The sequence below is a fragment of the Pseudoflavitalea rhizosphaerae genome (assembly GCF_003991355.1).
Lineage (GTDB): Bacteria > Bacteroidota > Bacteroidia > Chitinophagales > Chitinophagaceae > Pseudobacter > Pseudobacter rhizosphaerae.
The window spans coordinates 19,573-42,742 of record NZ_RCSU01000013.1 but is presented as its reverse complement, the minus strand read 5'-3'; the positions used below and the strand labels follow the sequence as shown (position 1 = coordinate 42,742).

The 23,170-nt window shown below is 46.9% G+C and carries 19 protein-coding genes; 3 read left to right on the top strand and 16 right to left on the bottom strand.

What is annotated here, in order from left to right:
• Positions 1 to 76 precede the first annotated feature (76 nt).
• From D9Y29_RS20395 to D9Y29_RS20355, 9 genes are all read right to left on the bottom strand, one after another.
• Positions 77 to 616, bottom strand: a complete 540-nt coding sequence (locus D9Y29_RS20395; protein ID WP_127131726.1) for a DsbA family protein — start codon at positions 614 to 616, stop codon at positions 77 to 79.
• Positions 613 to 1,188, bottom strand: coding sequence for a redoxin domain-containing protein (locus D9Y29_RS20390; protein ID WP_241237998.1), 576 nt, complete (start codon positions 1,186 to 1,188; stop codon positions 613 to 615). The genes D9Y29_RS20395 and D9Y29_RS20390 overlap by 4 nt, the downstream gene beginning before the upstream one ends.
• A gap of 40 nt (positions 1,189 to 1,228) precedes the next feature.
• Complete coding sequence (locus tag D9Y29_RS20385) at positions 1,229 to 1,594, bottom strand: phosphoribosylpyrophosphate synthetase (RefSeq protein ID WP_127131724.1); 366 nt, start codon at positions 1,592 to 1,594, stop codon at positions 1,229 to 1,231.
• A gap of 237 nt (positions 1,595 to 1,831) precedes the next feature.
• Complete coding sequence (locus D9Y29_RS20380) at positions 1,832 to 4,036, bottom strand: Gldg family protein (RefSeq protein ID WP_127131722.1); 2,205 nt, start codon at positions 4,034 to 4,036, stop codon at positions 1,832 to 1,834.
• Positions 4,033 to 4,974: an ABC transporter ATP-binding protein gene (locus D9Y29_RS20375; RefSeq protein WP_127131720.1), complete on the bottom strand. Its 942-nt coding sequence runs from the start codon at positions 4,972 to 4,974 to the stop codon at positions 4,033 to 4,035. Before D9Y29_RS20375 ends, D9Y29_RS20380 begins: the two co-directional genes overlap by 4 nt.
• Positions 4,975 to 5,060: 86 nt before the next feature.
• Entirely contained in the window at positions 5,061 to 6,497 is a 1,437-nt protein-coding gene (locus tag D9Y29_RS20370) for a RagB/SusD family nutrient uptake outer membrane protein (protein ID WP_127131718.1), read from the bottom strand.
• A gap of 11 nt (positions 6,498 to 6,508) precedes the next feature.
• Positions 6,509 to 10,141: a SusC/RagA family TonB-linked outer membrane protein gene (locus tag D9Y29_RS20365; protein WP_127131716.1), complete on the bottom strand. Its 3,633-nt coding sequence runs from the start codon at positions 10,139 to 10,141 to the stop codon at positions 6,509 to 6,511.
• Positions 10,142 to 10,300: 159 nt separating this feature from the next.
• Positions 10,301 to 11,485, bottom strand: coding sequence for a FecR family protein (locus tag D9Y29_RS20360; RefSeq protein WP_127131713.1), 1,185 nt, complete (start codon positions 11,483 to 11,485; stop codon positions 10,301 to 10,303).
• 84 nt (positions 11,486 to 11,569) lie between these two features.
• The gene (locus D9Y29_RS20355) at positions 11,570 to 12,160 is read right to left on the bottom strand and encodes an RNA polymerase sigma factor (RefSeq protein ID WP_127131711.1); all 591 of its coding nucleotides are present in this window, start codon (positions 12,158 to 12,160) and stop codon (positions 11,570 to 11,572) included.
• 148 nt (positions 12,161 to 12,308) lie between these two features.
• Here D9Y29_RS20355 and D9Y29_RS20350 point away from each other — a divergent pair, with 148 nt between their 5' ends.
• Both D9Y29_RS20350 and D9Y29_RS20345 read left to right on the top strand, forming a co-directional pair.
• On the top strand, positions 12,309 to 14,318 hold the full coding sequence (locus tag D9Y29_RS20350; RefSeq protein ID WP_241237997.1) for a serine hydrolase: 2,010 nt from the start codon (positions 12,309 to 12,311) through the stop codon (positions 14,316 to 14,318).
• A 156-nt stretch (positions 14,319 to 14,474) separates the two neighbouring features.
• Positions 14,475 to 15,005: an STM3941 family protein gene (locus D9Y29_RS20345; protein WP_127131710.1), complete on the top strand. Its 531-nt coding sequence runs from the start codon at positions 14,475 to 14,477 to the stop codon at positions 15,003 to 15,005.
• On the opposite strand, the gene D9Y29_RS20340 is transcribed toward D9Y29_RS20345, so the two are convergent.
• Both D9Y29_RS20340 and D9Y29_RS20335 read right to left on the bottom strand, forming a co-directional pair.
• On the bottom strand, positions 15,002 to 15,187 hold the full coding sequence (locus D9Y29_RS20340) for a hypothetical protein (RefSeq protein ID WP_127131708.1): 186 nt from the start codon (positions 15,185 to 15,187) through the stop codon (positions 15,002 to 15,004). The two genes, D9Y29_RS20345 and D9Y29_RS20340, sit on opposite strands and share 4 nt — an antisense overlap.
• Before the next feature lie 40 nt (positions 15,188 to 15,227).
• On the bottom strand, positions 15,228 to 15,839 hold the full coding sequence (locus D9Y29_RS20335) for a peptidylprolyl isomerase (RefSeq protein ID WP_164735497.1): 612 nt from the start codon (positions 15,837 to 15,839) through the stop codon (positions 15,228 to 15,230).
• 243 nt (positions 15,840 to 16,082) lie between these two features.
• Here D9Y29_RS20335 and D9Y29_RS20330 point away from each other — a divergent pair, with 243 nt between their 5' ends.
• Positions 16,083 to 16,994: a PLP-dependent cysteine synthase family protein gene (locus D9Y29_RS20330; protein WP_127131704.1), complete on the top strand. Its 912-nt coding sequence runs from the start codon at positions 16,083 to 16,085 to the stop codon at positions 16,992 to 16,994.
• A gap of 7 nt (positions 16,995 to 17,001) precedes the next feature.
• Here the strand turns inward: D9Y29_RS20330 and D9Y29_RS20325 are convergent, their stop codons facing one another.
• The 5 genes from D9Y29_RS20325 to D9Y29_RS20305 all read right to left on the bottom strand — a co-directional run bounded on the left by D9Y29_RS20325 (position 17,002) and on the right by D9Y29_RS20305 (position 23,119).
• Positions 17,002 to 19,383 carry a TonB dependent receptor gene (locus D9Y29_RS20325; protein ID WP_127131702.1) on the bottom strand — a complete coding sequence of 794 codons (2,382 nt, stop codon included), beginning with the start codon at positions 19,381 to 19,383 and terminating at the stop codon, positions 17,002 to 17,004.
• Between the two features lie 112 nt (positions 19,384 to 19,495).
• Positions 19,496 to 20,572 carry a helix-turn-helix domain-containing protein gene (locus tag D9Y29_RS20320; RefSeq protein WP_127131700.1) on the bottom strand — a complete coding sequence of 359 codons (1,077 nt, stop codon included), beginning with the start codon at positions 20,570 to 20,572 and terminating at the stop codon, positions 19,496 to 19,498.
• Positions 20,573 to 20,620: 48 nt separating this feature from the next.
• The gene (locus D9Y29_RS20315) at positions 20,621 to 21,103 is read right to left on the bottom strand and encodes a GDYXXLXY domain-containing protein (RefSeq protein ID WP_127131698.1); all 483 of its coding nucleotides are present in this window, start codon (positions 21,101 to 21,103) and stop codon (positions 20,621 to 20,623) included.
• On the bottom strand, positions 21,100 to 22,173 hold the full coding sequence (locus tag D9Y29_RS20310; RefSeq protein ID WP_127131696.1) for a DUF4401 domain-containing protein: 1,074 nt from the start codon (positions 22,171 to 22,173) through the stop codon (positions 21,100 to 21,102). The genes D9Y29_RS20315 and D9Y29_RS20310 overlap by 4 nt, the downstream gene beginning before the upstream one ends.
• Positions 22,157 to 23,119 (bottom strand): DUF2157 domain-containing protein, encoded by a 963-nt coding sequence (locus tag D9Y29_RS20305; protein WP_127131694.1) that lies wholly within the window; start codon positions 23,117 to 23,119, stop codon positions 22,157 to 22,159. The genes D9Y29_RS20310 and D9Y29_RS20305 overlap by 17 nt, the downstream gene beginning before the upstream one ends.
• Between the last annotated feature and the right edge of the window lie 51 nt (positions 23,120 to 23,170).

Genomic DNA, 23,170 nt, shown 5'->3' with positions numbered 1-23,170 from the left:
ATGTCCGATGCAAAAGCCGCCCGGAATCTTTTCCCGGGCGGCCCTTTGATGATCCTGTTGAATGATCATAACGCTACTACACCAGCGGACCTGCTGCGAGAACGTCTTTCAATCGATCCATCAATTGACCTTCTCCCCAATCGCCTTCAAATTTTTCTCCATTGATAAAGAAACTGGGCGTTCTGTTCACACCACTTCTGAGGCCGGTTTCAAAATCCTTTTCCACTTTACCGATCAACTTTTCATCGTGAATATCATGTTTGAATCTCTCCAGGTCCAGCCCGATCCTGCCCGCCAGCAGGAATACATTTTCCGGGTCCAGTGAATGCTGATGTTCGAAAACAATATCATGCATCTCCCAATATTTTCCCTGTAATGCCGCAGCTTCTGTTGCAACAGCCGCAGAGAAGGCATTCGGATGGATCTTTGTCAGGGGGAAATTCCTGAATACGAACTTCAGGTCTTTTCCCAGTTCCTGCTTGATGGCTTTTACTATCGGATATGCACGACCGCAGTAGGGGCATTCGAAATCTCCGTATTCCACCAGGGATACTGTTGCATCCGGGTTTCCGTAAAAATGGTCGATGTTGCTGATAGGTTGATATAACTGGCTCATTGATTAATGATTTTTACGTTATCTAATTCTTCCAGGGCATTCAGAATACCATCTGCACCGGGGTTGATACCAACAGGGGAGAGGTAGCTCCATTGTATGAGACCTGCTTCATCTAATACATACAGGGCCCTTTGACACTCTCCTGTTTTCTCGTTGTACACTTCATACAAACGGGCTACTTCCCCCTTTGGCTCGAAATCGGATAATAATGGAAAATGGAATTTATTGTGATCGGCAAAGGCCAGGTGGCTCCACTTACTGTCTACACTGATGCCCAGCACTTGTGCATTATGCCTGGAAAAGAATTTGCCCATCTCGTTGTACAGATTCATCTGATCATCACAAACCGGGCTCCAGTCTGCCGGGTAAAAGGCCAGGATCACTTTTTTGTTTTTCAGATCGCTTAGTTTTAGCTTCTGGTCCGGCGTTGAATAGAGCTCAAAGTCCGGAGCAGTAGTTCCTCTTGGTAACATACTATTGTTTTTTTGGGTGACTATTGTTGATTGAGTAATTGATGGTGGGACCAGCTTTGAACCGAGCAGTCCGGTTCCGCCAACAACTACAATTTTCATGATTTATGGTTTTATAGTTTAATGCAGGAATGATCCCCTGTCAGGCCCTGATTTCATATTCCCATCTTAATTTCTGCATCATTTCATTACTGATATTATCCTCATATACCAGGCAGGCATCAACGAGGAATCCTTTTTTCCCTTCCTCAACAGTGATGGCATAAAGGGTCCTTGCTTCATCGGTTGAAGAAGCATCTTCGAAATGATAATATTCGTCCACTACAAAACTTTCAGGGCTGATCCATTGACTCAGTTCATTGCAGTAAAGACAGGTAGCTTCCCTCCTGAACTGAAGCCGGTAACCACGGTGCTTCAAGTCTTCCAATATTTGAGCGAGTAAATGAGGACGAAAAAACCTGATGGGAATATCCCGCACTGATTGAATTTGTTTTTCCTGTAATGACATGCTGGTCAGTTTGTATTGAGCAAATGGTTAATGCAGAATAGAAGCCAACTAAATGCCAATTGTTTAATAAGTTGAAATACAGGTTATTACAGTGTTTCCGGGAAGAATTATTTCACTGTATTTCGTGAAAGCATGAGTTATTTCACTATATAAAAGGAGGGAGGATAAAAGGAAAAGCTGCTGAATGGAAAACCATACAGCAGCTTGCAGTGATCAGTAATTACATAGGGAAAGAAATTATCTTCTCTTCCTGTAGATCAAAAGAGATGCACCGGCAATCAGGACGCAACCGGGCAGGATACCAAAAAAGAATAACCTCATCATCATTACACCATCATCATCACTATCGATCACATCTTTTGAACGTTTGCCTTGTGTGTTCACCGGAAATTCTCCATTGCTGAACCAACTGAACAGTCCGGTCACAAAAATGAAATTGCTGTTGGCCGGATTCCTTCTGCTCAGTTCCACTGTGTTGAGAAAATCCGCATCTGCGGCTACTACAATTTTCTGCTCTTTGTTGTTGATCTTTCTCGAAAGTGCTACAGACAAAGGCTTCCCCTCCTCGTTTTTCAACAGGGGCATTACCTTGAAGGATTGCTGCAGGTAGCTGACGGTGGCGGCGCCGGGCATTGTAACGATAGCGCTGTCTGCCCTGTAAGCCCTGTAACGATCCGAGAAGTTATCCGATTCTTCTGTAAACAATGCCTGCAGCATGTCTGGCGCAAAGTCCCTGCTTTGCTGGGTAAGGTTTACGGTGCCGGTAGACACACCAATATATTCACAAACAGGTGCGAGATGGGGCTGTGAATTTGTTTCAGACAGGATCAGCAGGTTGCCGCCGGCATCGATATATTGTTTGATCTGTTGCAATTCAGCATCGTTGTAAGCTGTTTTGGGGTCAGCCAGTACCAATGCAGCAGTTTTGGCCGGGATGTTACCTTTGGCAAGGTCAATTGTATCCACTCCAAATCCCTGGTTGATGAGCGAATACCTGAAACTGAGCTCGGATGCTGATTTTCGAAGATCAGAGTCGCCAGATTTGAAGGGGCTTCGTTCCTCATGCCCCGTTACATACCGGATCACCGGGATCTTGTCAGGCTCCATCAATCGTTTGATCGCCGCCGTTATCTCCTGCTCGCTTGGGTAGATCCTGATATCTTCGTAATAGCGGAGGAAAGTTTTCTGGTTGCCGTATTGGAGTTGGCGAACGATGCGGTTCTGCTCCGGGGCCAGGTCAACGATCCTCCTGATCTGCGTAGGTGTCAGTAATTTATCGAAATCCATTTTCTGGATATCTGCCACTTTTTTGGCGATCTCTTCAATAGTTGATCCACGGTTGCTTTTCAATAGATTCCTGTTGTCAGCCGCATCGTAGTAGTAAACATATTCCATCTGAAGGTCGGGGAGATAGCGCCTGTATTGGTTGAACAGGCGTTCGTCGAAACTTTTTTTCTCCGGGGCGCCGAGGTAGAAGTTATCGCCCAATATATTCACATAAGTGGTGATCTTGAGCGGCTTGTCCATTTGTTTCAGGTAAGCTATGCTTTGCGGGCTCAATGTTCTCGACTTCGTAACGGTCATATCAATATAACCGGTTGTGCGTGGGCGTGAGCTGATGTAGCCAATGATCACGCAACCGGCAATCAGCACGGCATACCTGGTGAATTTCAAGCGGGTTGACTTTGCTTCCCTGCCGGCCTGCAGTCGCATACCGGTAATACTGAGAAAGAAAGTGATGATGAGCAGGAAGTAGATCACATCTTCGGAACTGATCAATCCGCTGATGAATTGCTCTGTTCTTCCGGAAATACTTAGGAAATAGGTGATATGGCGCACCACATCATTTCCCTGGAAAAGTCCTCCTACAAAATTTAGCAGGGCCAGCACGGCCAGTGTGCTGATGGCTGCCACCACCTGGTAGGAAGTCAGGCTTGACATGAAGAGCCCAATGGCGGCATAAGCGCAGATCAGCAGGTACAGGCCAATAGCTCCTGAGATCACCATCAGGTAATCGATATTTGGAATGAAGAATGAGCCGGCCACCCCATACATGCCGATGATGGCAATAAGGATCAGGCCGTAAACCATCATGGATAAATATTTGCCCAGCACTATGTCTCTCACTTTTACAGGGGAGGAGAGTAATAGTTTGATGGAGCCGCTGTGCAATTCACGGCTGATCAATCCCATTGTGAGCAATGGGATATAGAAATACAAAGTATTCTTCACACCTGCATAAAAACCATTCTGACTGGCGAAAACGATATTGGTTACCTGCTGAAAAGGCGTGCCCATTCTCTGTGATCGCCCGAGCATGAGGATGTACTCTGTGATATCCATTCCGATCTGTATCGGAAATACGATGAGGATCAGCCATGCCACCGGCGAATGGAATAAGATACTGAGTTCCTGCCGTCCTATTCTGTATATGCTTCTCATGATATTTTTTGACTTGATCTTTTGTTAGATAATTGAGCGAAGATGGCGTCGAGTGAACTTTTCTCGAGATTGATCTCAGTGAGTCTCCAACCTTCTTCCACGCTTTTGAGCACTACTTTCTCGCTGATCTGGCGGGCATCACTGAAGTGCAGCCTGTAGGTTTTGTCTTCCACCTGTTCGCCTGCCGTGATACCGGGAATGCTTTTCAGCACTTCAATCGAAGGAGGGTTTTCGAGAGAAACGATGAGACTGTCAGGTGCGATGTAGTTGTTGAAGGCCTGCATGGTGTCTTTGAAAACAACCTGTCCTCCTTCGATCATGATGATGTCGTGGCAGGTGGCCTGTACTTCTGCGAGGATATGGGAAGAAAAGATCACGGAGCGTTCTGCCGCAATTTCTTTGATCAGTTGTCTTACTTCAAGGATCTGGTTGGGGTCGAGGCCGTTGGTGGGTTCATCCAGCACCACCAGCAGGGGTTTGTGAATGATGGCCTGTGCAATGCCTACGCGTTGGCGATAACCGCCTGAAAGATTTCCAATCAGCCTGTTGCTGAAATGTGCAACGCCACATCTTTCTTTCACGGCTTCAACAGCTGCTTTGATATCGCGTTTGGGGAGGAGACGGATATGTGCACAGAAAGTGAGGTATTCATCAACTGTCTGTTCGAGGTGGAGAGGCGCCTGTTGTGGCAGGAAGCCGATCCTTTTTTTAGCTTCTTCGGGATTTTGCCGGATATCGATCCCATCGATGGTCACCTGTCCTTCCGTCTGGCTCAATACGCCGCAGAGGATATTCATGGTGGTGGATTTGCCTGCGCCATTGGAGCCGAGCAACCCCAATATGCCATTCCTGTTTATTTCGAAACTGATATCTTTTACCGCCCATTGCTGGCTATACCGGTGGGATAGGTTTTCTAGTTTAACGATCGTTTGCTGCATGGATACTTTGAATTAAGGCATCAGCCAGGTTGGAACGGAACGGGACCGTCCAACCGGCTTTTGCCGCATACATAATCAGAAAATCTTTATGGATTGAGTTCCCATTCGGGATTGAAAGCGGAAGCTGCGGGCCAGATCTGGCGCTGGTATTTGTCGCTGTTAGGTTCCAGCCTGTATTCAATGCCTTCCGCATTGTGAACAACGGTTTTCTGGAATCGTGCTTCTTTGTTTAGACGTTTGAGATCGATATGTCGCATATTCATGAACGCGAGTTCCCTTCTTCTTTCTTCGAGAACGAAGCGCAGTACTTTTTCCGGATCATTATCGAAGTCGGCTGCTGTTTTTTCAACATATGCCGCCGGCGTGAGGCGGTGTTTTCTCAGTTCGTTGATGAGGTCCAGGGCGCCGTCCATGTCATTCAGGCGAGCCTTTGCTTCTGCAGCGTTGAGGTATACTTCGCCAATACCGATAGCATTGTTATAAAATTCGCCCCTGAGGAAGATCTTCACCTGGTACATATTCCAATAATTGAATGGGGGAGCCGGGGGCCAGCCATTGGCATAGTACAATACCCAACGCTGGTCTTCATTGGTGAACAAGGCGCTGAGATCGGAAGATGCACAAACCAGCTGAGCCAATCCGAATGGACGCAGGAAGTGGCGTGCATAGAGGGTTTCGGGATGTTGCTGCGTGGGCGGGATATTTGTCCAGCCAACCGGTGCGCCAGGTACATACGGAAAGGGGCCGGGAACAACCACTGAATAATTGTTCATGTCAAACAGTTCACCTTTCAATGCGAGCGCATCTTCTGCATTCTTTTTGGCCAGTTCCCAGTTGCCCATATACAGGTACACACGGCTCAGCAGGGCCAGGCCGGCAGGCTTGCTGGCCCTGAAGCTGGTTTTTTTGGGTGACGCCGGCAAATCAGGGATGGCGGTGGTAAGGTCATCAATGATCTGCTCATAAACTTCCGCCACAGTATTCCTGGAATATTTGGCGCCTATATCTCCCACCAGGGCCAATGGAATGCCGGGGTCGGTTGCTGCAGTGGCCGGGTCATAATGTTTAGCATAAACATTCACCATAACCAGGTGTTCATAGGCACGGCCCAATAATGCTTCAGCCCTTACCGCTTTTTTGTATTGTTCAGACTGGGAGCCTGTTGCAGACATGATATTATTGGCAACGGTATTGAAGTAGAATATGCGTTTGTATCCTTCGCTCCACAGATAGTCATTGGTGCCTTCATCATAGGGTTGATTATTGAAGGTAAAGATGCGCCTGGCATGGACCTGCTGATTCTGATAAAGATTGCCTGGCATCGCTTCGGGGAAGAACACATCATCTGTAATGAGGTCCTGGAAATAATCGCCGGAATTCACGATCACTGCATTGTTCAGCATGTTCTCAAACTCTTCCACGGTTTGTGGAATGATCTTGTTCCGTGGTTTTATGTCGAGGAATTTGTCGCAACCGGCAAACAATACCAGCAGGCAAACCGGGAGTATGAATGTAAGTTTCATTTTTTCTCAATTTAGAAGGTGAGGTTAAGACCGAACATATACATAGGCATCACGGGTAAAGTGCGGGATGCGCCATTGGTGCTTACTGAATAAGCTTCGGGGTCGAGGTTACGGTCATTACTGAACCAACTGAATGGGTTTTGGACCTGGAACAGCACTTTGGCTGCATTGATCTTAACAAACCTGTTGATATGAGAGGCGAAGTCGTAATTCAGTCCGATATTTCTCACCTTCACATAATCAGCCTTCATGGTATTGGCGTCTGTAGAGAACCAGATATAGTCGAGGTACACGCCGCCGGTATTCTTGAGATCCGGTGCGGGTTGTACGTCTTTTAGGCTTTCGTCACCTGGTTTTTTCCAATAGTTCAGCACTCTTCTGTCCTGGTTTCTGCTCACCCTGAAATCATTATTCAAGGAAGGGATGGCATCGCGGAACACATTACCTCCATTGGCGATGATCATCATGGTCAGTGTGAATTTTTTGAAGCGGATGGAATTCATGAAGCCTACTGTATAGGTAGGGTCCATGGTGCCTGCATACACCAGTCCATTCACGTCCATCATATTGGCAACGATGGCGCCGGTTTGGTCGTAGTTCTTCACAATATTCCCATCTTTATCATATACCATTGGTGTACCGTTGGTGGGATCGAGGCCGGCGGAACGGAAATTGAACAGGGCGTTCATCGCATAACCCTTCCTGTTGGTTCCGAATCCGTTCACATACCCATAGATAGTTTCTGAGGATGCGGCTATTTCCGTCATCTTATTCTTGTTGTGCGAAAAAGATAGGCGGCTGTTCCAGCTGAAATCTTTCTGATCTATATTAACAGTGTTCAGTGCAATCTCAAAACCTTTGTTGGAAAGACTTCCATAATTGATCAGTGCAGTTTGGAAACCATTGGTTGGGTCAACAGGTTTTTCTCCCAGGAGGTCGGTGGTCTTCCTGATGTAGTAGTCGAAAGAGCCGGAGATCCTGTTATTGAGGATGGCATAATCCAGTCCAAAGTTGGTGGTGGTGGTCTTTTCCCATCTCAGCATGCTATTGGGTGGCTGAATGATATTGGTGGCGATGTTATCCGTTTCATAAAAATAGCCTGAGGAAGCAATGAGGTAGGGGCCTGAGTTTCTGGCAACATTACCGCCTGTTCCGTAGGTAGTGCGGATATTGAGGTTGTTTAACCAGATGAGCCTGTCCATGAAATTTTCTTTGGAAATGCGCCAGCTTGCGCCAACTGACCAGTTGGGCAGGTGTCTGTAACGGGGATCTGTACCCCAGAGATTAGAATCATCTACACGAATGCTTCCGGAGAGGTTGTATTTCCCTTTAAGGTTATAACCGGCATTGCCATAGAAGGAGGTATAACGGTTTTCATCTTCGTTGAAATCATTATTGTCGTTATACCTGTAATTATAAGTTCCTTCAATGGATTGTGTATTGGTCAGATTGGCAATGATATTGTAATCAACGGGCAGGAAAACCTGGTTGTTATCGTTATAGCCCAACCTGTGTACGGAAGTGTAAGCATTTACGATGGCCCTTCTTTCAGTACCTGCAATAGCGGTCAACTGGTGATCGCGTCCGAACTTCTTATCAAAGTTCAATTGTGCTCTTGCGGTATAAGACCTGCTGCTGCTTCTGGTTTCATTGATTTGTCCGCCATCGGGGATATTCTTGATGATCTCGCCATTGACAATTTGGGTAGCGTTGTTGATCATATTGGCGGTTCTCCAGGAATCAGGACCTGCATAGTTCTTGGAGAACCCACTACCGCGTTCTGTCTGGTATTTTACTTCGAGGTTGAGCGCCTTGCTGAACCTGACATTGAAACCGCCCTGTACCCTGGCATAGTTGGAATTACTTCGGATATCATAGCGTCCCAATTCCTGCAATGGGTTATAAGTTTCATCAAGGAGGCCAAGATCTTTCAGGCGTTCGATCTCTGATTGTGATTTCAGGTAATTCCAGGGAACATAATTACCATTTTTATCTTTCAGGATCTCATAAGGCATGTTCCGGTAGAGGCCGGTAGCGGAAACAGCAGCGCTTTTATTCTCTGTGAAGTTCACGAAGACACCCGCATCAGCACTGAGCCAGCTAAAGATCTGCGCTTTGTTATTCAGGCTGATATTGATATTTTCTGAATTGGTTTTGATGGTATAGGCGCGGTCACCGATATAGTTCAGGTTGAGGCTGTACTGATTCCTGTCGTTACCGCCGGAAACGGAAAGACTGTGTTTGTGTGTGAGTTTGCTTTGCATCATCATATCCTCAATCTGGGAGAGACCATTACGGCCTTTCAATGCATTCAGTGTAACATCCAGTTCGGCCTGTGTGATCTCTCCCTGCTCAAACTGGTACAGTGCTTCCGTTACTTTCGGCATGGCATACCTGAGCAAAGTAGGGTTGTAAGGAGTGTGGAATTTATTGAAGAGGTCACGCTGATGATCAACAATTTCACCACTGTTCATCAATTGCAGGTAAGATGCGTCTGGTTTGGGTGTGATGAACAAAGTGCTGTTGTAATTGATGCGAGTTTGCCTGGCGCTGCCCAGCCTGGTGGTGATCACAATCACGCCATTGGCGGCGCGGGTGCCATAGATGGAGGCGGCTGCCGCATCCTTTAAAACGTTAACACTTAAAATGTCATCTGGATTCAGGTAATTGATATTGCCTTCATAGGGATAGCCGTCTACCACAATCAGAGGTTGTGTTTCTCCATAGAGGGTGGCCAGGCCACGGATATTGATCTGTCCATTTGGTTTGGAGAAAAGGCCCGGTACCAAACCTTCGAGCCTGGTCATCAGGCCGGGTTCCACCCTTGTGCTGAGGATCTCACTGCTTACAGTGCTGAAAGAGCCGGTGGCGCGATCTTTCGGAAGGGTTTGATAACCTGTTACCACTACTTCTACTGCATCCATGCTGGTATTGATGCGCTTCAGCACGATCCTGCCAACCCGGTAAATGCCATTGGGGGGAACAGTTATTTTCTGGCGGTGAACGTCGCATCCAACAAATGATACTTCGAGCGTATAAGTACCAGCGGGCACATTGAGTATGGAGAAGATTCCATACTGGGTGGTGATCATTCCTTTATCGAGGGGAAGAATTCTCACAGATGCGCCCTGCACGGGGTGTCCGTCTGCATCATATACACTTCCGTCTACCGAAGTGCCAGTCTGGTAAACGTTCAACTGGCCGGGCAGGGGATTGTTTTCTTTTTTTCTGCTAAGGACGATGGTGGTTCCATCGAACCTGTAATTAACCGGTTGATCTTTCAACACAAGGTTTAACAGGTGTTGCAATGGCAAATCGAAGACGGAAAGTGTTACAGGTTTGGTTGCTTCCAGGTCTTTCTTGTTGGCAAGCACCACATAACCGGTCTGTTGCTCGATGATGGAGAAAACTTTCTTCAGGGACAGGTTCTTTCCCGAGATCGTAACGGATTGCGATACGGCGTTTGCATGAACCTGAAGAAAAGCGGCAGTCAGAAATACGATAGTTAATTTCATCGCTAACATAAATGGCCTGCTGGTGGATGGATGCAGCCTGTAAAAAAGCGTTCGCACCAATATCAGCAGTTGGTCCAGGTGCCGGGGCCTCGCATAAACGGACCGGCGCCCATAAACAGTTTTTTGCATAAATTGCACTGGTTTAGGTTGTAAAAAATAATCGTTAAGCAACACGACTTTTACATTACTAGACTTCGCCGGGTTCTGCCTGCCCGCAGAATCCGGTTTTCGTTTAGCATGTTTAAATATTTCCCGGCTTTCGCTTTTCTTTAAATGCTGTGGATAAGGTTATGGTAAAATGATCAGCTCCTTTTTTTCTGTGAGTCTGTAATTCACACCTATATCTTTCAGGTTTCTCAATACGCGTTCGAAGCTGGTATTCCTGCTCATCTTACCCCAGAGTTGTGTTTTTGGGATGCCTTGTTCATAGATCACTTTCACTCCGTACCAGCGGCTGATCTGCCTCATGGCTTCATCCAGGCTCACATCTTCAAAATTGAAAAGGTCGTTCTTCCAGGCCATCACTTTGTTCATGTCGATATTTCCACTTGATGAGATTTGCGTTGCACCAAGTTGTGCCTGTTGGCCGGGAACCAGGATGGTGGCTTGTTTCGATTGAATGTTCAATACTTTCACACTGCCATTCAACAGGGTCACTTTCAGTTTTTCTTCATCTTGATAAGCATTTACATTGAAATGTGTGCCGAGCACCTGTACATTGGCGTTACCACCTGTGACGGAGAAGGGCCTTGATTTATCCTGGGCCACTTCAAAATAAGCCTCACCGCTGATTGTTACGCTGCGCTCCTTTTGCGGAAATGCCACAGGGAAGGTGATGGAGCTGGCTGCATTCAACCAGACCTTTGTGCCATCCGGCAGAACGAGCTGGTATTTTCCTCCGATTGGCGTACGCATGGTGTTCGTCATACTTGCGGCGCTTGTTGAATTACCGGAGCCATACACGATCCTTCCATCTGCCTGTTTCATGATCTGGGTATTGCCCTGCAGGGCAATGGAACCATTGCCGGCGCTGTCCAGCAGGATCACGGAACCGTCCGCCAGGGTTAGCATGGCCCTGTCGCCGCCCGGCTGGATATTGTGAACAGCAACAGTTGTCTGTTCTGTTTTCATATCCTTACCGGTTGGCCTGAACAGGAAGTACGCGCCGGCGCACAGTACCAGTGTTGCGGCAGCTGCGTAACGAAACCAGCTCCTGGTGCGGATTTGAGGCTGGTTCAGGGTTGGGGTGGTGCTGGGGCGGACCGCATCCAGCACCTGAATGATATGTTTGTCCTTTTTTCCATCTTTTTGCAGCGGAATATCAGGATTGTCCATCGATTGGTTCAGCAGGATCTCCAGCAGGTCCTGGTTGTTAGCATCTTCCAGCAGCGTGCGGAGCTCAGTCCTCTCGGCCCTGCTCATCCTTCCTGAAAGATATTGTTCCCATAATATGGCCAGTTTTTCGTTTTCCATAGTGGTTTATGTTGGCGCTTGTGATGCGCTGAACCTATAGAGATACAGAAAAGGGAAGGGTTAATACGTTGCCGGAGAGATTTTTTACAGAAAAAGCAGGAAAAAGCTGAAACCTGCTTTGCCACTGTATTTCGATAGGGCAGTTCGCAGCATGATGGTAGCGCGGGCAACATAGGTTTGAGAGCTGAACCTGGAAATATTCATTTGTGCAGCTACTTCCTCGTGCGATAGTCCCTGGATGCGGTGTAACGTAAAGGCGCGTTGCAGTTGGGGAGGAAGTTGCGCAATTTCATTGTTGAGAACGGCATGGAGTTCTTTGAGTTCCAGGAGATCAATGCCTGTAAGGCCATCATCCTGGAACAAAGGATCGAATGTACCGGTATCGAGAAGGGGTAATACTTTCTTACGGAAGGCTCCCAGCACCAGGTTTTTAGCGATGGCAAAGAGCCAGGCATCAAACTGCCTGATCTGCGGAAGCTGTTCTCTTTTCTGCCATACGGTTACAAAGAGGTCCTGCGTCAGTTCTTCCGCCAGTTCCTGCTGTTTACAGTGGTACAATATATTACTGTACATCTTATCCCAGTACCTGCTCATGAGCTCGCGGAACGCTGTCTCGTAACCTTTCACTACAGCCTGAAGCAGTTCGTTTTCATCGTATGTTGGATCAGCCGCCAATAGTTCGTCTTAGTAATATTTATAAAATTAAGGATATTAGGCTTAGCGGACATTTCTTTATCCTGTAATGGAAAGTATCATTTTGCGGAAGATTGTAACATCTTTATTTTTATAAACGTCAATACGAGCACAAATCAAACCTTCCACTATGAATATGTATACTGTGGGCAAAACCTTTTGCATCCTGATACTGTCCTTCCTGTCAGCCAATTCCCTCCTGGCGCATAATGGTGAAATAGCGCATGCATATCCGCTTGGCAGGATCACTGTTGATGGCAATCTTTCAGACTGGCCAATTTCCGCCACCAAATATCATATCAAAACAGTGCTGTCCGGAAAGCCCCTGAATGCGGAAGATTTTTCAGGTTATTTTAATGTGGGATACCGGGCTGAGGAAAAATCCTTATACCTGGCTTTTACCATCACCGATAATGATTTTATTGAAGATACATCTGCAAACGTTGCGTACAATACGCAGGATTGCCTGGAACTGGGGCTCGATGCACGCCATCTGAGTTTCGGATCGGGCGTGGCGGGATTCATGTACAGCAGGAAATTGCGGAATACCAATCATGCAGCATTCGATCCGTTTGCCAAAACTGCCAACTGGGAAATCATGGAAGTGGCCACTTCCAGGAAAGGTAACACGCGATTCATTGAATGGAAGATCCGGCTGGATGATCAGCTGGTAGTTGGCAAATCCATCGGTCTCGACTTTGCGGTATTCGACAAAGATTCAAACGGCAATTTCGCCATTCATAGCTGGGGCAAAGGAGACTCCAAATACCGGAATGCAAAAAGCCTGGGCGATATCATCCTCATGCCCTCCCTGAGCCAGTTGGGGAAGGTTTCAGGAAAGCTGAGCTGGGACAGAGAAATGACAACTCCTTTGCCGGCAAGCATTATGCTTACTGCTGTTCAAAACCCTAAATGCTGGGTAGCTGCGGCCATCGACAGCAATGGAAATTACAAAGCCAAGCTGCCGGCAGGTAAATACAAAGTGGATTTTATCAGGCCATTTTTCTATAGTGGGGAAAAATTGTACGCCTCCAAAATGAATAAGCAGGTAACCATCAACGTGGTATCGAACAAAGAGAACATTGTACCTTCCATCATCATCCCCGGTACGCCGGTACCTGACCTGCTCCCGGCAAAAGGCATCCTGCATAACTTCAGCGATGCTTCTGCAAAAACAATCGATCATTTTATAGAAACCTACCAGGCATATTATGGCATTCCGGGTGTTTCAATGGCATTGATCAAAGATGGGAAACTGGTATACTACAAAACATACGGTTATAAGAATTCCATTACCAAAGAAAAAGTAGATGGCAATACTTTGTTCGAAGCGGCTTCCATTACCAAGCCTGTATTTGCATTTGTAGTACAACGGCTGGCAGAGCGTGGTGTGATCGATCTCAATAAACCACTGTATGAATACCTGCCATATCCGGATATTGCGTATGATGATCGATATAAACTCATAACGGCAAAGCATGTACTAACACATCGCACCGGATTTCCCAACTGGCGCTGGATGAATGATGATAAAAAACTGAACCTGCTTTTTGTACCCGGCACTGATTTCAATTATTCAGGAGAAGGATTTGAATACTTAAAGAAAGTAGTGGAAAAGATCACCGGGAAAAATGTTGAACAGGTATTGAAGGAAGAAGTGCTGGACCCTGTTGGATTGTATCATACTTTCTTTTCTGCCAACGATTCACTGAAGCAGGTGAAATCGAATGGACACTACGATATGCTTCCCACATATAATCCATTGCCTGAAGTTCCGGGTATGGCTTATTCCATGCATACCGAGGCAAAAGTGTTCACCCGTTTCATGCAGTACATGCTGGAGCAAAAAGGTCTGAGCGCCGCCACATATGATTCCATGTTTACAAAGCATTCCGATTTCAAACTCGATCCGGGCGATCCCAAACCCAGGTACCCTTCCTACATGGGCATGAGCCTGGAGATAAGGGAAACGCCTTATGGAAAATCATTCGGTCATGGAGGGAACAATGGTGATTTCCTTTGTCAGTTTGAAGTGTACAAAGATCTGAAAATGGGATATGTGATCTTTACGAATGCCAATACGGCCTACCCGCTCATTAGTGCAATGCGGCAGTTACTGGTAGAAGGGAAGGAGGAATAGATATTACATATGTGTTCCTACGGGAATGCCATGCCCTTCTAAAAAAAATGGACAAGGGGAATCCGGCGCTCCGCGAACGCGCGATGCAAGTTGTAGAAGAGGAAATAAAAAAGCCTGGTTTCCTTCTTCCATAAGTTTTGTCTATTTTCCCTGAATATGAATCCGAACAAAATTGTAGAGATACCGCTGAGCAAAGGAAAACTGATCAAAGGTCTTGCCGGCTCTGTGATATTTGTTGCCGCTTCCATTTGGATGCTCACAACCGCTCCATCTTCCGGCAGGGGCATACTATCCAGTCCAATGATCAAATACAGTATTGCCGTTTCCGGGATCGTCTTTTTCGGGTTCATGGGTTTGATGTACCTGATCAAGTTGAAAGACAAAAAACCTGGATTGGTAATTAATGAAAATGGGATCATCGATAATTCCGGAGGACTGGCTGCAGGATTTATCCCCTGGGCGGAAATAGAAGACTTCACCATCGCGAAAGTGATGAAACAACAATTCCTTGTGATTGCTGTGAAGAATCCGGAATTCTATATCGATAGCCAGAAAAATATTTTGAAGAAAAAGGGAATGCAGCACAATCTGAGTAATTACGGTTCGCCGATTGCTATCTCTACCAATACGTTGAATTGTAAATTGCCGGATTTGCTGAAACTGCTGGAGGAGAGGAATAAAGTCTAAACTGCTTCCATGAAAAAAATTTCAGCTCCAGCATCCGAAGTGCACCAGCCAGGAAAGTGCTGGTGCCCACGAAGGAAGCGATCAACAAACTGGTGACGGTGCGGCTGGTACTTTTCATAATCTGCGCCCAGCGCGGATTTGAAAGGCGATAACAAGTTCTCTGTGGTGATGATGGCATTCATATTTCCTTGTGCTGGTCTTCACCGGATTTTCACGCTTTATTTAGCGGCCATTGGCGCGCAGAACGGTAATGTCTTTTTTTACATCATCGTCGTAAGTCTTCTTGATGATATAGTGCCAGTCTTTATCAGCCACATCGAGGAAGAATACATCTCCTTTATTATGTTTCTGCACAGCATCCTGGAACTCTTTGGGGAAACTGTATTCGCCAAAGAACCAGTCGGTATCGCCTTTTGTTTTGTTGCCATCCATTGTGTATTTGTCGGAGAGGGCTTCCCATGATTCACCTGCATTGATCTTCTGCATGATTTCCTTTTTCAGGGACTCAACTTCAGAAGGAGTGAGGGAACCACCATCCAGGAAGATATAGCTGGCGCGGAACTGAATGGATTCTTTTGCTTCCAGTACTTTGTAAGTCACATAGCCTACGGAGAAGATATCGCCTTGTTTCTGACGAAGCAATCTTTTGTCGATCAGGGTGGTATCCTTTCCGGCGGACAATTTGAGAAGTGCCGGTTTTAGTTGCGGATTGGCATCAATATATTGTTGCGCCTGCTGAACGGTAACGATCTTCTGGAATTTCTCTACCACTGTCTCCTGAGCAAATACCGATGCCGAAATGAACAGCAATAAGGCCGAAAGGCAATTTTTCATACACTGATTTTTAGTCTTTTTCATTGAGTTATTGACGTCTGTCTGAAGTTACTATTTTTTACATTTCCCGGGCCTGATACCGGCAACAGCTTCCCGTTAAAATTTTTTAATCGGCGCTGTTCACCGGGTTGTAATTGTGATAAGACAAGAAAAAGGCATCAACCGTGGCCTGCGGGCTACGATTTCCGGAATCTGTAACATTTCATTAATTTACATCAACCATTCGCCATTAAACAATTTAGCATGTTACCGATCGGAAATACGCCATTGATCAAATTGTCGCGATTGCAGGAGCACGGTGCGGCTGAAGTATTTGTAAAAGTCGAAAGCGCTAATCCTACAGGCAGTATGAAAGACAGGATGGCTTTATCGATGATCGAAGGAGCAGAGAAGCGGGGTGACCTGGGTTCCGGAGGTACCGTAGTGGAATATACGGGAGGCAGCACAGGCAGTTCACTGGCGATGATATGCGCAGCGAAAGGATACAAGGCGCATTTTGTTTCTTCCGATGCATTCGCGGATGAAAAATTGCGTACCATGCGAGCCTTCGGCGCCTTGCTGGAAATTTTCCCTTCGGATAATGGCATGATCACTGCGGCACTGATCGCTTCCATGGTAGAGAGGGCCAGGGAACTGAGTAAACAACCAAATACTTTCTGGACAGACCAGTTCAATAACGTAGACAATCGCAATGCCTATCATGAAATGGCGACCGAGATCATTCGCGCCATGGGGCCCGATATTTCGGAATTCATTACCGGGGTAGGAACAGGTGGCAGTTTTTCCGGCAATGCAGAGATCATGAAACGCGAGCTGCCGGGTATTCGTTGCATTGCCATCGAGCCACTGCATGTGCGCGCGCTCTCCGGTGGCGATATCTCCGGGAAACACAGGCTGGAAGGGATTGGTGCGGGATTTGTGCCATCCATCTGCCGTCTCGATCTTGCTGATGAGATCGTTGCAGTTTCTGACGAAGATGCTTATGAAATGGCCCGTAAACTCACCAGGGTGGAAGGCATTTGCGCTGGCATAACTGGCGGTGCCAATGTTTGGGTGGCCCTGCAACGCGCCAGGGCGCTTGGGGTAGGAAAAAAAATTGTGACCATCCTGCCGGACACAGGATTGAAATACCTCAACGGAGATCTGTACAGGTAATTACTTTTTACATCGCTCTGGTTTCTTCCTCGCTCCTGTTCTGCTGCTTAGCCTTGTAAGTGGATTTTCCAAAATTATAGCTCAGCGTGAACGCCACCCGCCGCATGCCCGGCCAATGTGATAATGTATTGTTGATGATCTGTTTTTCCCGGAATGTGAAAACAACTTTATAAGTATTGAGGATATCCATCACCGATAGTTTTGTGTTGACCCTCCCATTACACCAGCTCTTTTGCACACCTATATCGATATTACTATTGTACCTGGAAGTGTACAAACTGTTCCCGTTAGCTGATTTATAAAAATAGGTGAGGTCAAGCGTAAACCGGCCCGGAAGAGTAAACACCTGGCTACCATTGATGGTAACGTATTTTACGGGGGTAGAAAAAGTATAATCGAAATAGGGTATGTTTTCCTTCATGTAATACAATCCAACGGTATGGCTTATTCGCCACCATTTTTTCAGTTCCAGTGGCAGGCTTGCCTCGAAATGGCCAAAACTTTTGTAGTTGAAATTTTTTCCCAGGTATTCCAGCACGTTAGTTGCGGGATCATATTTCGGGTAGCGGCCCAGCGGATCGGACTCTCTGCCGATATTGAAAGCAAAATTAATCCTGCGGTGCGTCCAGGTAATATTCACTGAAGTGGTCAATGCGGGAGTCAGGTATGGATTGCCGATAAAATAGTTCAGGGGGCTGTTGTAAATACGGAATGGGTACAGCTCTGAAAAGATGGGACGGGTAAGTCTCCTGGAGAAATTGACCTGCCATTGATCCTTATCATTGGCTTCAAAGCTGATGCCGGCAGAAGGCAGCCAGTGCCAGAAGTTTCGCCTGGTAGTTTCTTTGTTACTAAGTGCATCCGCGATGGTGTTCGTATTCTCAACCCGCAGACCGGCCGTATAGGTGAACCGGCCGGATGTGGATTCCCAGGATAGATAGCCGGCGCTGATATATTCCCGGTAGCGGAACTGGTTGGTGCGACTCTCGTCAGGAAGGAAATTGTTCTGCTGGTCCAGAGTGTCATAACGGGAATTATTATACGTATTACTGTAGGCAAACCTGGCACCTGCATTGATCCTTCCTGCACCTGCATCCAGTCTGTAATCTGCCTGCGTACTCCGGATGGACATATCATTGCGGAGCCTGGTCTTCCAGTGCAACAACAGGGCGGGTTCCATCAGATCCGAGCTGATAATATTCTCTTGTTGCCTGGTTCGGATATCCAGGTAATTATTCAACCACTGCAAATGATGGTTGCCCCATTTTCCCGAGTAGTTAAAACTGGCCGCATAACTGCGTTGGACCGGCCTGCTGGTATTGGTGGTGCCGGTGATGGATACCAGTTCTTTGGTTGTGGCATCGGTAGTGTGCAGGGTACCGTATGCATCAGGTTGACGTTGGTTTTGCATGGTCCTTACACTGAGTTCCACGCGATGGTCCTTTGCCAGTTGATGATCGGCCCCGATCTGAAAATTATAATTGTCGAAACGGGTGGCCACGCCGTTCTTCGTTCGCATAAAATTGGTATTGGCCAGTTGCTGGTATGCCTCATACCGGTAGATCCTGGAGCCTACGGTATAGCCACCACGCAGCGTGAAAGCGGTGGATTTGGTTTTACGGGTAAGTAACAAACTATTATCGGATAACATATAGTTGTTCATTTGTAGACCGCTGCTCAGTAATCCTTTCCAGCCCAATGCCTGGTCTTTTTTTAATTTGATATCGATAATGCCTTTATACTCTCCATCGAATCTCGCAGATGGATTATTCACTACCTCTATGGAAGCGATCATTTCCGGCGTGAGTGTTTGGAGGAATTGCTGCAATTCTATTGCGTTCATAGGGACTGGTTTTCCATCGATGAAAACAGCAGGTGTTATTCTTCCGGAGAGCAACAGGCTGCCATCGTAGTTTATTTCCAGGCCGGGTATCTTTCTTAATACATCTAATCCGTTGCCTGCTGTTTTGAAGAATGGACTGCCTGCTACGGTCACCACCAGCCTGTCGGCCTGTCGCTGAAAAACAGGCGGTGCACCAGTTACCAGCACGGCGCTCAGCAATGATGGATCGGTGGGCAGGACCAATTGTCCAAGATCGTGTGCATTTATTACCAGGTTGATCTCCCTGTCTATTGTTGTAAATCCGATTGCGGAGATCCGCAGGAAATACCTGCCTGCCGGAACCGGGCCAATGCTGAATTTTCCGGAAGAATCGGAAACCAGCTCCTTTACGATGGATGAGTCAGGGAGATGGTGGAGATGGAGCGTTGCAAACGATACGGGCATATTCTCTTCGTCTGTGATCATTCCACTGATGGTCTGGGACCTGGTGGTCATTTGCAGTAAAAGCAGGCTGGCGGCTACTACCAGCGTTTTGATCCTGTTCATGGATTCCAGTTTCAGCAAACCTACACGCAGAGCACATTTGAGGGGTACCGATTCCGGAATTCAGGAATACGGAATTATAAATCCGGACACATGAAGCGAAGAAAATGGAAAACTATACAGTGGGTTTGCTCAGGCTTTCTTTGAAAAGGGCTGGTGTGGTATCCTTCACTTTTTTGAAAGCAGTATAGAAAGTTGACTTGGAGTTGTAGCCCACTTCGTACCCGATGGCTTCAAATGTAAGCCGGTGGTTGGTGCTGATCAGGTAACAGGCTTCCTCAATGCGGAACTCGTTGATGTAGGTGGAGAAACTTTTACCGGCATTATCGTTCAGTAGCTGGGATAAAAGATGAGGTGTTATGTTCACATGTGATGCCAGGTGGTTGAGCTTCAGGTTGGGGTCTTTGAAAAGCGCTTTGTCGCGGATCACCTTGTTTAGTTTTTCCATCAGCAGATCGGCATCTTCCTGTGCAATTTTCTTCTTTTCTGTTTTTGCGGGACTATCAACCGGAACGGCGCTCAGCAGGCTGTCCACTTTTCGATTATAAAAATAATAGAAAATAGTAAGGTACAGGAAGAAGGAAAACGAGATAGGACCACTGAGATAAATGCCTGTTACCCATCCGGTGAGCGCCAGCAGGTAAACGATAAAGATGAAGGAAACAGCGAAGTAAACCAACAACAGGAATTTGCTGCCGGACGTAATTGGGTCTTTCCTGAAGAACTTCACTATGGTTGGGACCAGCAAATAGCCGCTTGCCAGCACATATACCATCCATTGCAGGTAAATGCCCTGGGCAATGTAATTGTTCCAGGCGAATCGATTGGTGTCATAGGGAACAATGATTCCTCCAATGATCAGCAGGAACAGCCAGCTGCTCAGGATGATCTTCCAGGATAAAGGAATTTTTGTTACAGGACTAATGCCCGATCTGATGAAATAGTAAAGCGAGGGGCCGATGAGGAAACAGGCGCTGAGCCCAATCTGCAGAAAGATCTTCGGGAGATCGGGATTGAAAACCACAAACACAGATTTCACTGTGCGGATGCTGATGGCCAGTAACAGACAAGCAAGAAGAAAGGCCGGGACCGTTCTTCTTTTTGGGTTGAAGAACAAATACAGGCTCAGCAAAATGCCATTGAAAGCCCCGAGGGCGCTGATGAAGAATAATATCTGTTGTCCGATGTTCATGGCTATATCATAAAACTAGCAATTTATTGCTTGCATTTACCAACGATGCTATTGAATGAGATTCTTTTTTTCATCGTATAGGCCAACAAGTATACTGTTTCCTTTATCATCTATCCGGAGGCCGCCATACCGGGCGAGAGCAAACGTATCGGCGCGTCCTTCCTGAAAAAAATAATCCTCCGCGCCCAGGGAATGCCGCCAGGAAACAGAATGATATTGGATCAGGTATTCCCCGGAGTTCAGCGGTTGACGCCCTGCCTGAATTCGCTGTCTGTGTGCTACCAGGCCGGAATCGAGGGTGATCACATAGTAGCCTTTGCGCGGAACGTTCTCATTGATCTCACCGGCAATGGCGTAGCGGAGACTTATGTAATCTCCCTGCATGAGTGAGCGGGGGTCCACAGGCGCCAGTTCCAGTAAAACCAGTTTGCCTGTTGCCAGTGTTTTCTCCTTTTCCATAACGGAGAAATGGTAGATACCGAGCGCCAGTACAAGGTTCAACAGGATGATGATGAGCTGGTATCTTTTCATTTTGATTGCAGTTTCTTATGGGTGATCAAATAGAGCAGCAGGAAGAAGAAGCCTGTACCCATCATCATGAGCGACTTCGTAAGCAGGGTAAAGCTGAGCGAATAATAGAATTCACTTACAAACCAGATCAGCGCCAGGATTCCGGCCACGGTCCCTGTTATATAATTCACATAAAAACTAAGCAGGATGATCAGCAGTGAAATGGCAATGCTGGGCGCCCAGATGGCAGGGACCAGGGTGAGGATAGCCGCAGTGAAAGCAATAACAAACGCAGCAGGCTGATGCAACTCCAGCTTCTTCAGGATTTTCGGGATCAGTAACAGGATACAGGCAATGGCAATAAGTGCAGATATCCAACCGGGATGCCATAGCCGGAGCAGCCAGCCATTGCCGGATAGATAGATCCCTGAAAACAGTATGGCTGCAAGCGATCCCAATCTAACAGGGTTGTACAACCGGGAAAGCCTGGTATTGCCGGCAGTGATGCGTGACTCTTCTAAAATCCAGAAAGTGAAAAAAAGGATCACCAGCCCGGTATACAATTGTATGGGAAGAGAATAATTGTAACGGAAGGTTAAGGTGAGCCCGATGACAGCTGCATGCAGGATACAGGTGGCAGCGAAGGACATCATGTAGTTCTGAACAAACAGCATCGAGATGAGCGCTATGATGATGAACATCAGGGATACAGCTGTTTCGTCCATCCTGCTTTCCAAGGCTCCCAGCAGGATCAGCAGGCAACCACAAATAAAAAAGGAAACGGCAAATGTGTCCAGTATTAATATGTCATACACTCTTTTTACGATCAGGGAGCCTGCCACGAAGATGAAACCGCTAATGGCCATACCAATACCGGAATTGTACAGTTCCGCTAAAAAGAGGAAACCCAAAAATGCACAGGTAACAAGGAAGCCTCCAACAACAGTAAGTACTTTAATGGCAATACCAGACCTGTTGACGTTTGCTTTTTCGTAAGCGGTGAGAAGCGCCGGTTCATCTATCTGTAAGGTCGCTCCTTCACGTGCGCGGAATACTTCCAGGACTGCATTGATCTCAGGCTGCTTTTTCATGGCTCCATTGTTTTTGAAGGGTGAGCAATGATTTGATGAGCATCGTGGTGCCGGCTCCGAGGAAAATACAAACCAGCAATACAGAGCCGGTAGTGGGATTAGCTATTTCCAGGATGCCTGCACAGAGGATGATCATTATGCTGAAGCCGGTCACGGCAATGAAAAAAACGCTCTGTTGTTTGAAAGCATAAAATATGATGCCGGCATAACTGATGATCACGGCAGCCAGTAAAAATGTAAAAGCAAGACTCATCCTGCCAAAGATGCCTGTGCATACGCCAATGGTGGCCACCGTTGCTGCGGCGAGCGCCAGAACAATGATGAACCAATGCGGGATTGTTCGCGATCCGGAATGTTTCAGCAACAGCGTCACTGCCAGGCTGATGGCATTTACCAGGAAGAGCAGGAGCGGGCCCGTCATTTCAGAAAGGTCTGAACCTGTTTGACGGAGATATAACTGGACAGTGATGTTCACCAATGCAATCCAGATCAGCCAGAGTGGCGCGAAGCCCGAAACGATCACCCAAAGGATAGTGCAGAGCGTCCAGTTAAGGAAGAGGTCGTATGCATCGGCGCCTGTCTGGTATACCTGTCCGAATACGGCAAACAAAACGCCGATCATTACAGATGCTGCAGTGAGCAGTATATTCCGGACCAGTAAATTGTTTCGCATGAGCAGTGCTGTTAGTGTAAACAGGACCACCAACCCTTCAATGATACCGAGTTTCACAAACTTGTGCAGACCATCCCAGTTATAAGCAAAGAAAAAGATCACGCCTGCCAGCATGAAGCCGGCGCCCAGGCTCAGGAATAAGATTTTAAGGAACTGTTGCCAGGCATCCTTTCCGCTGTATACGAAATCGCGCAATGCAGACCGGATCGAAGCAACAGGCAGGTTGCTATGCCTGCTCAAAAGATGAATGTCTTCCCTGTCAGGAGTAGTCATCAGTGGTAGTTTTAATGAAGTTATCTATTAAAGGCAATATTTACAAGGACA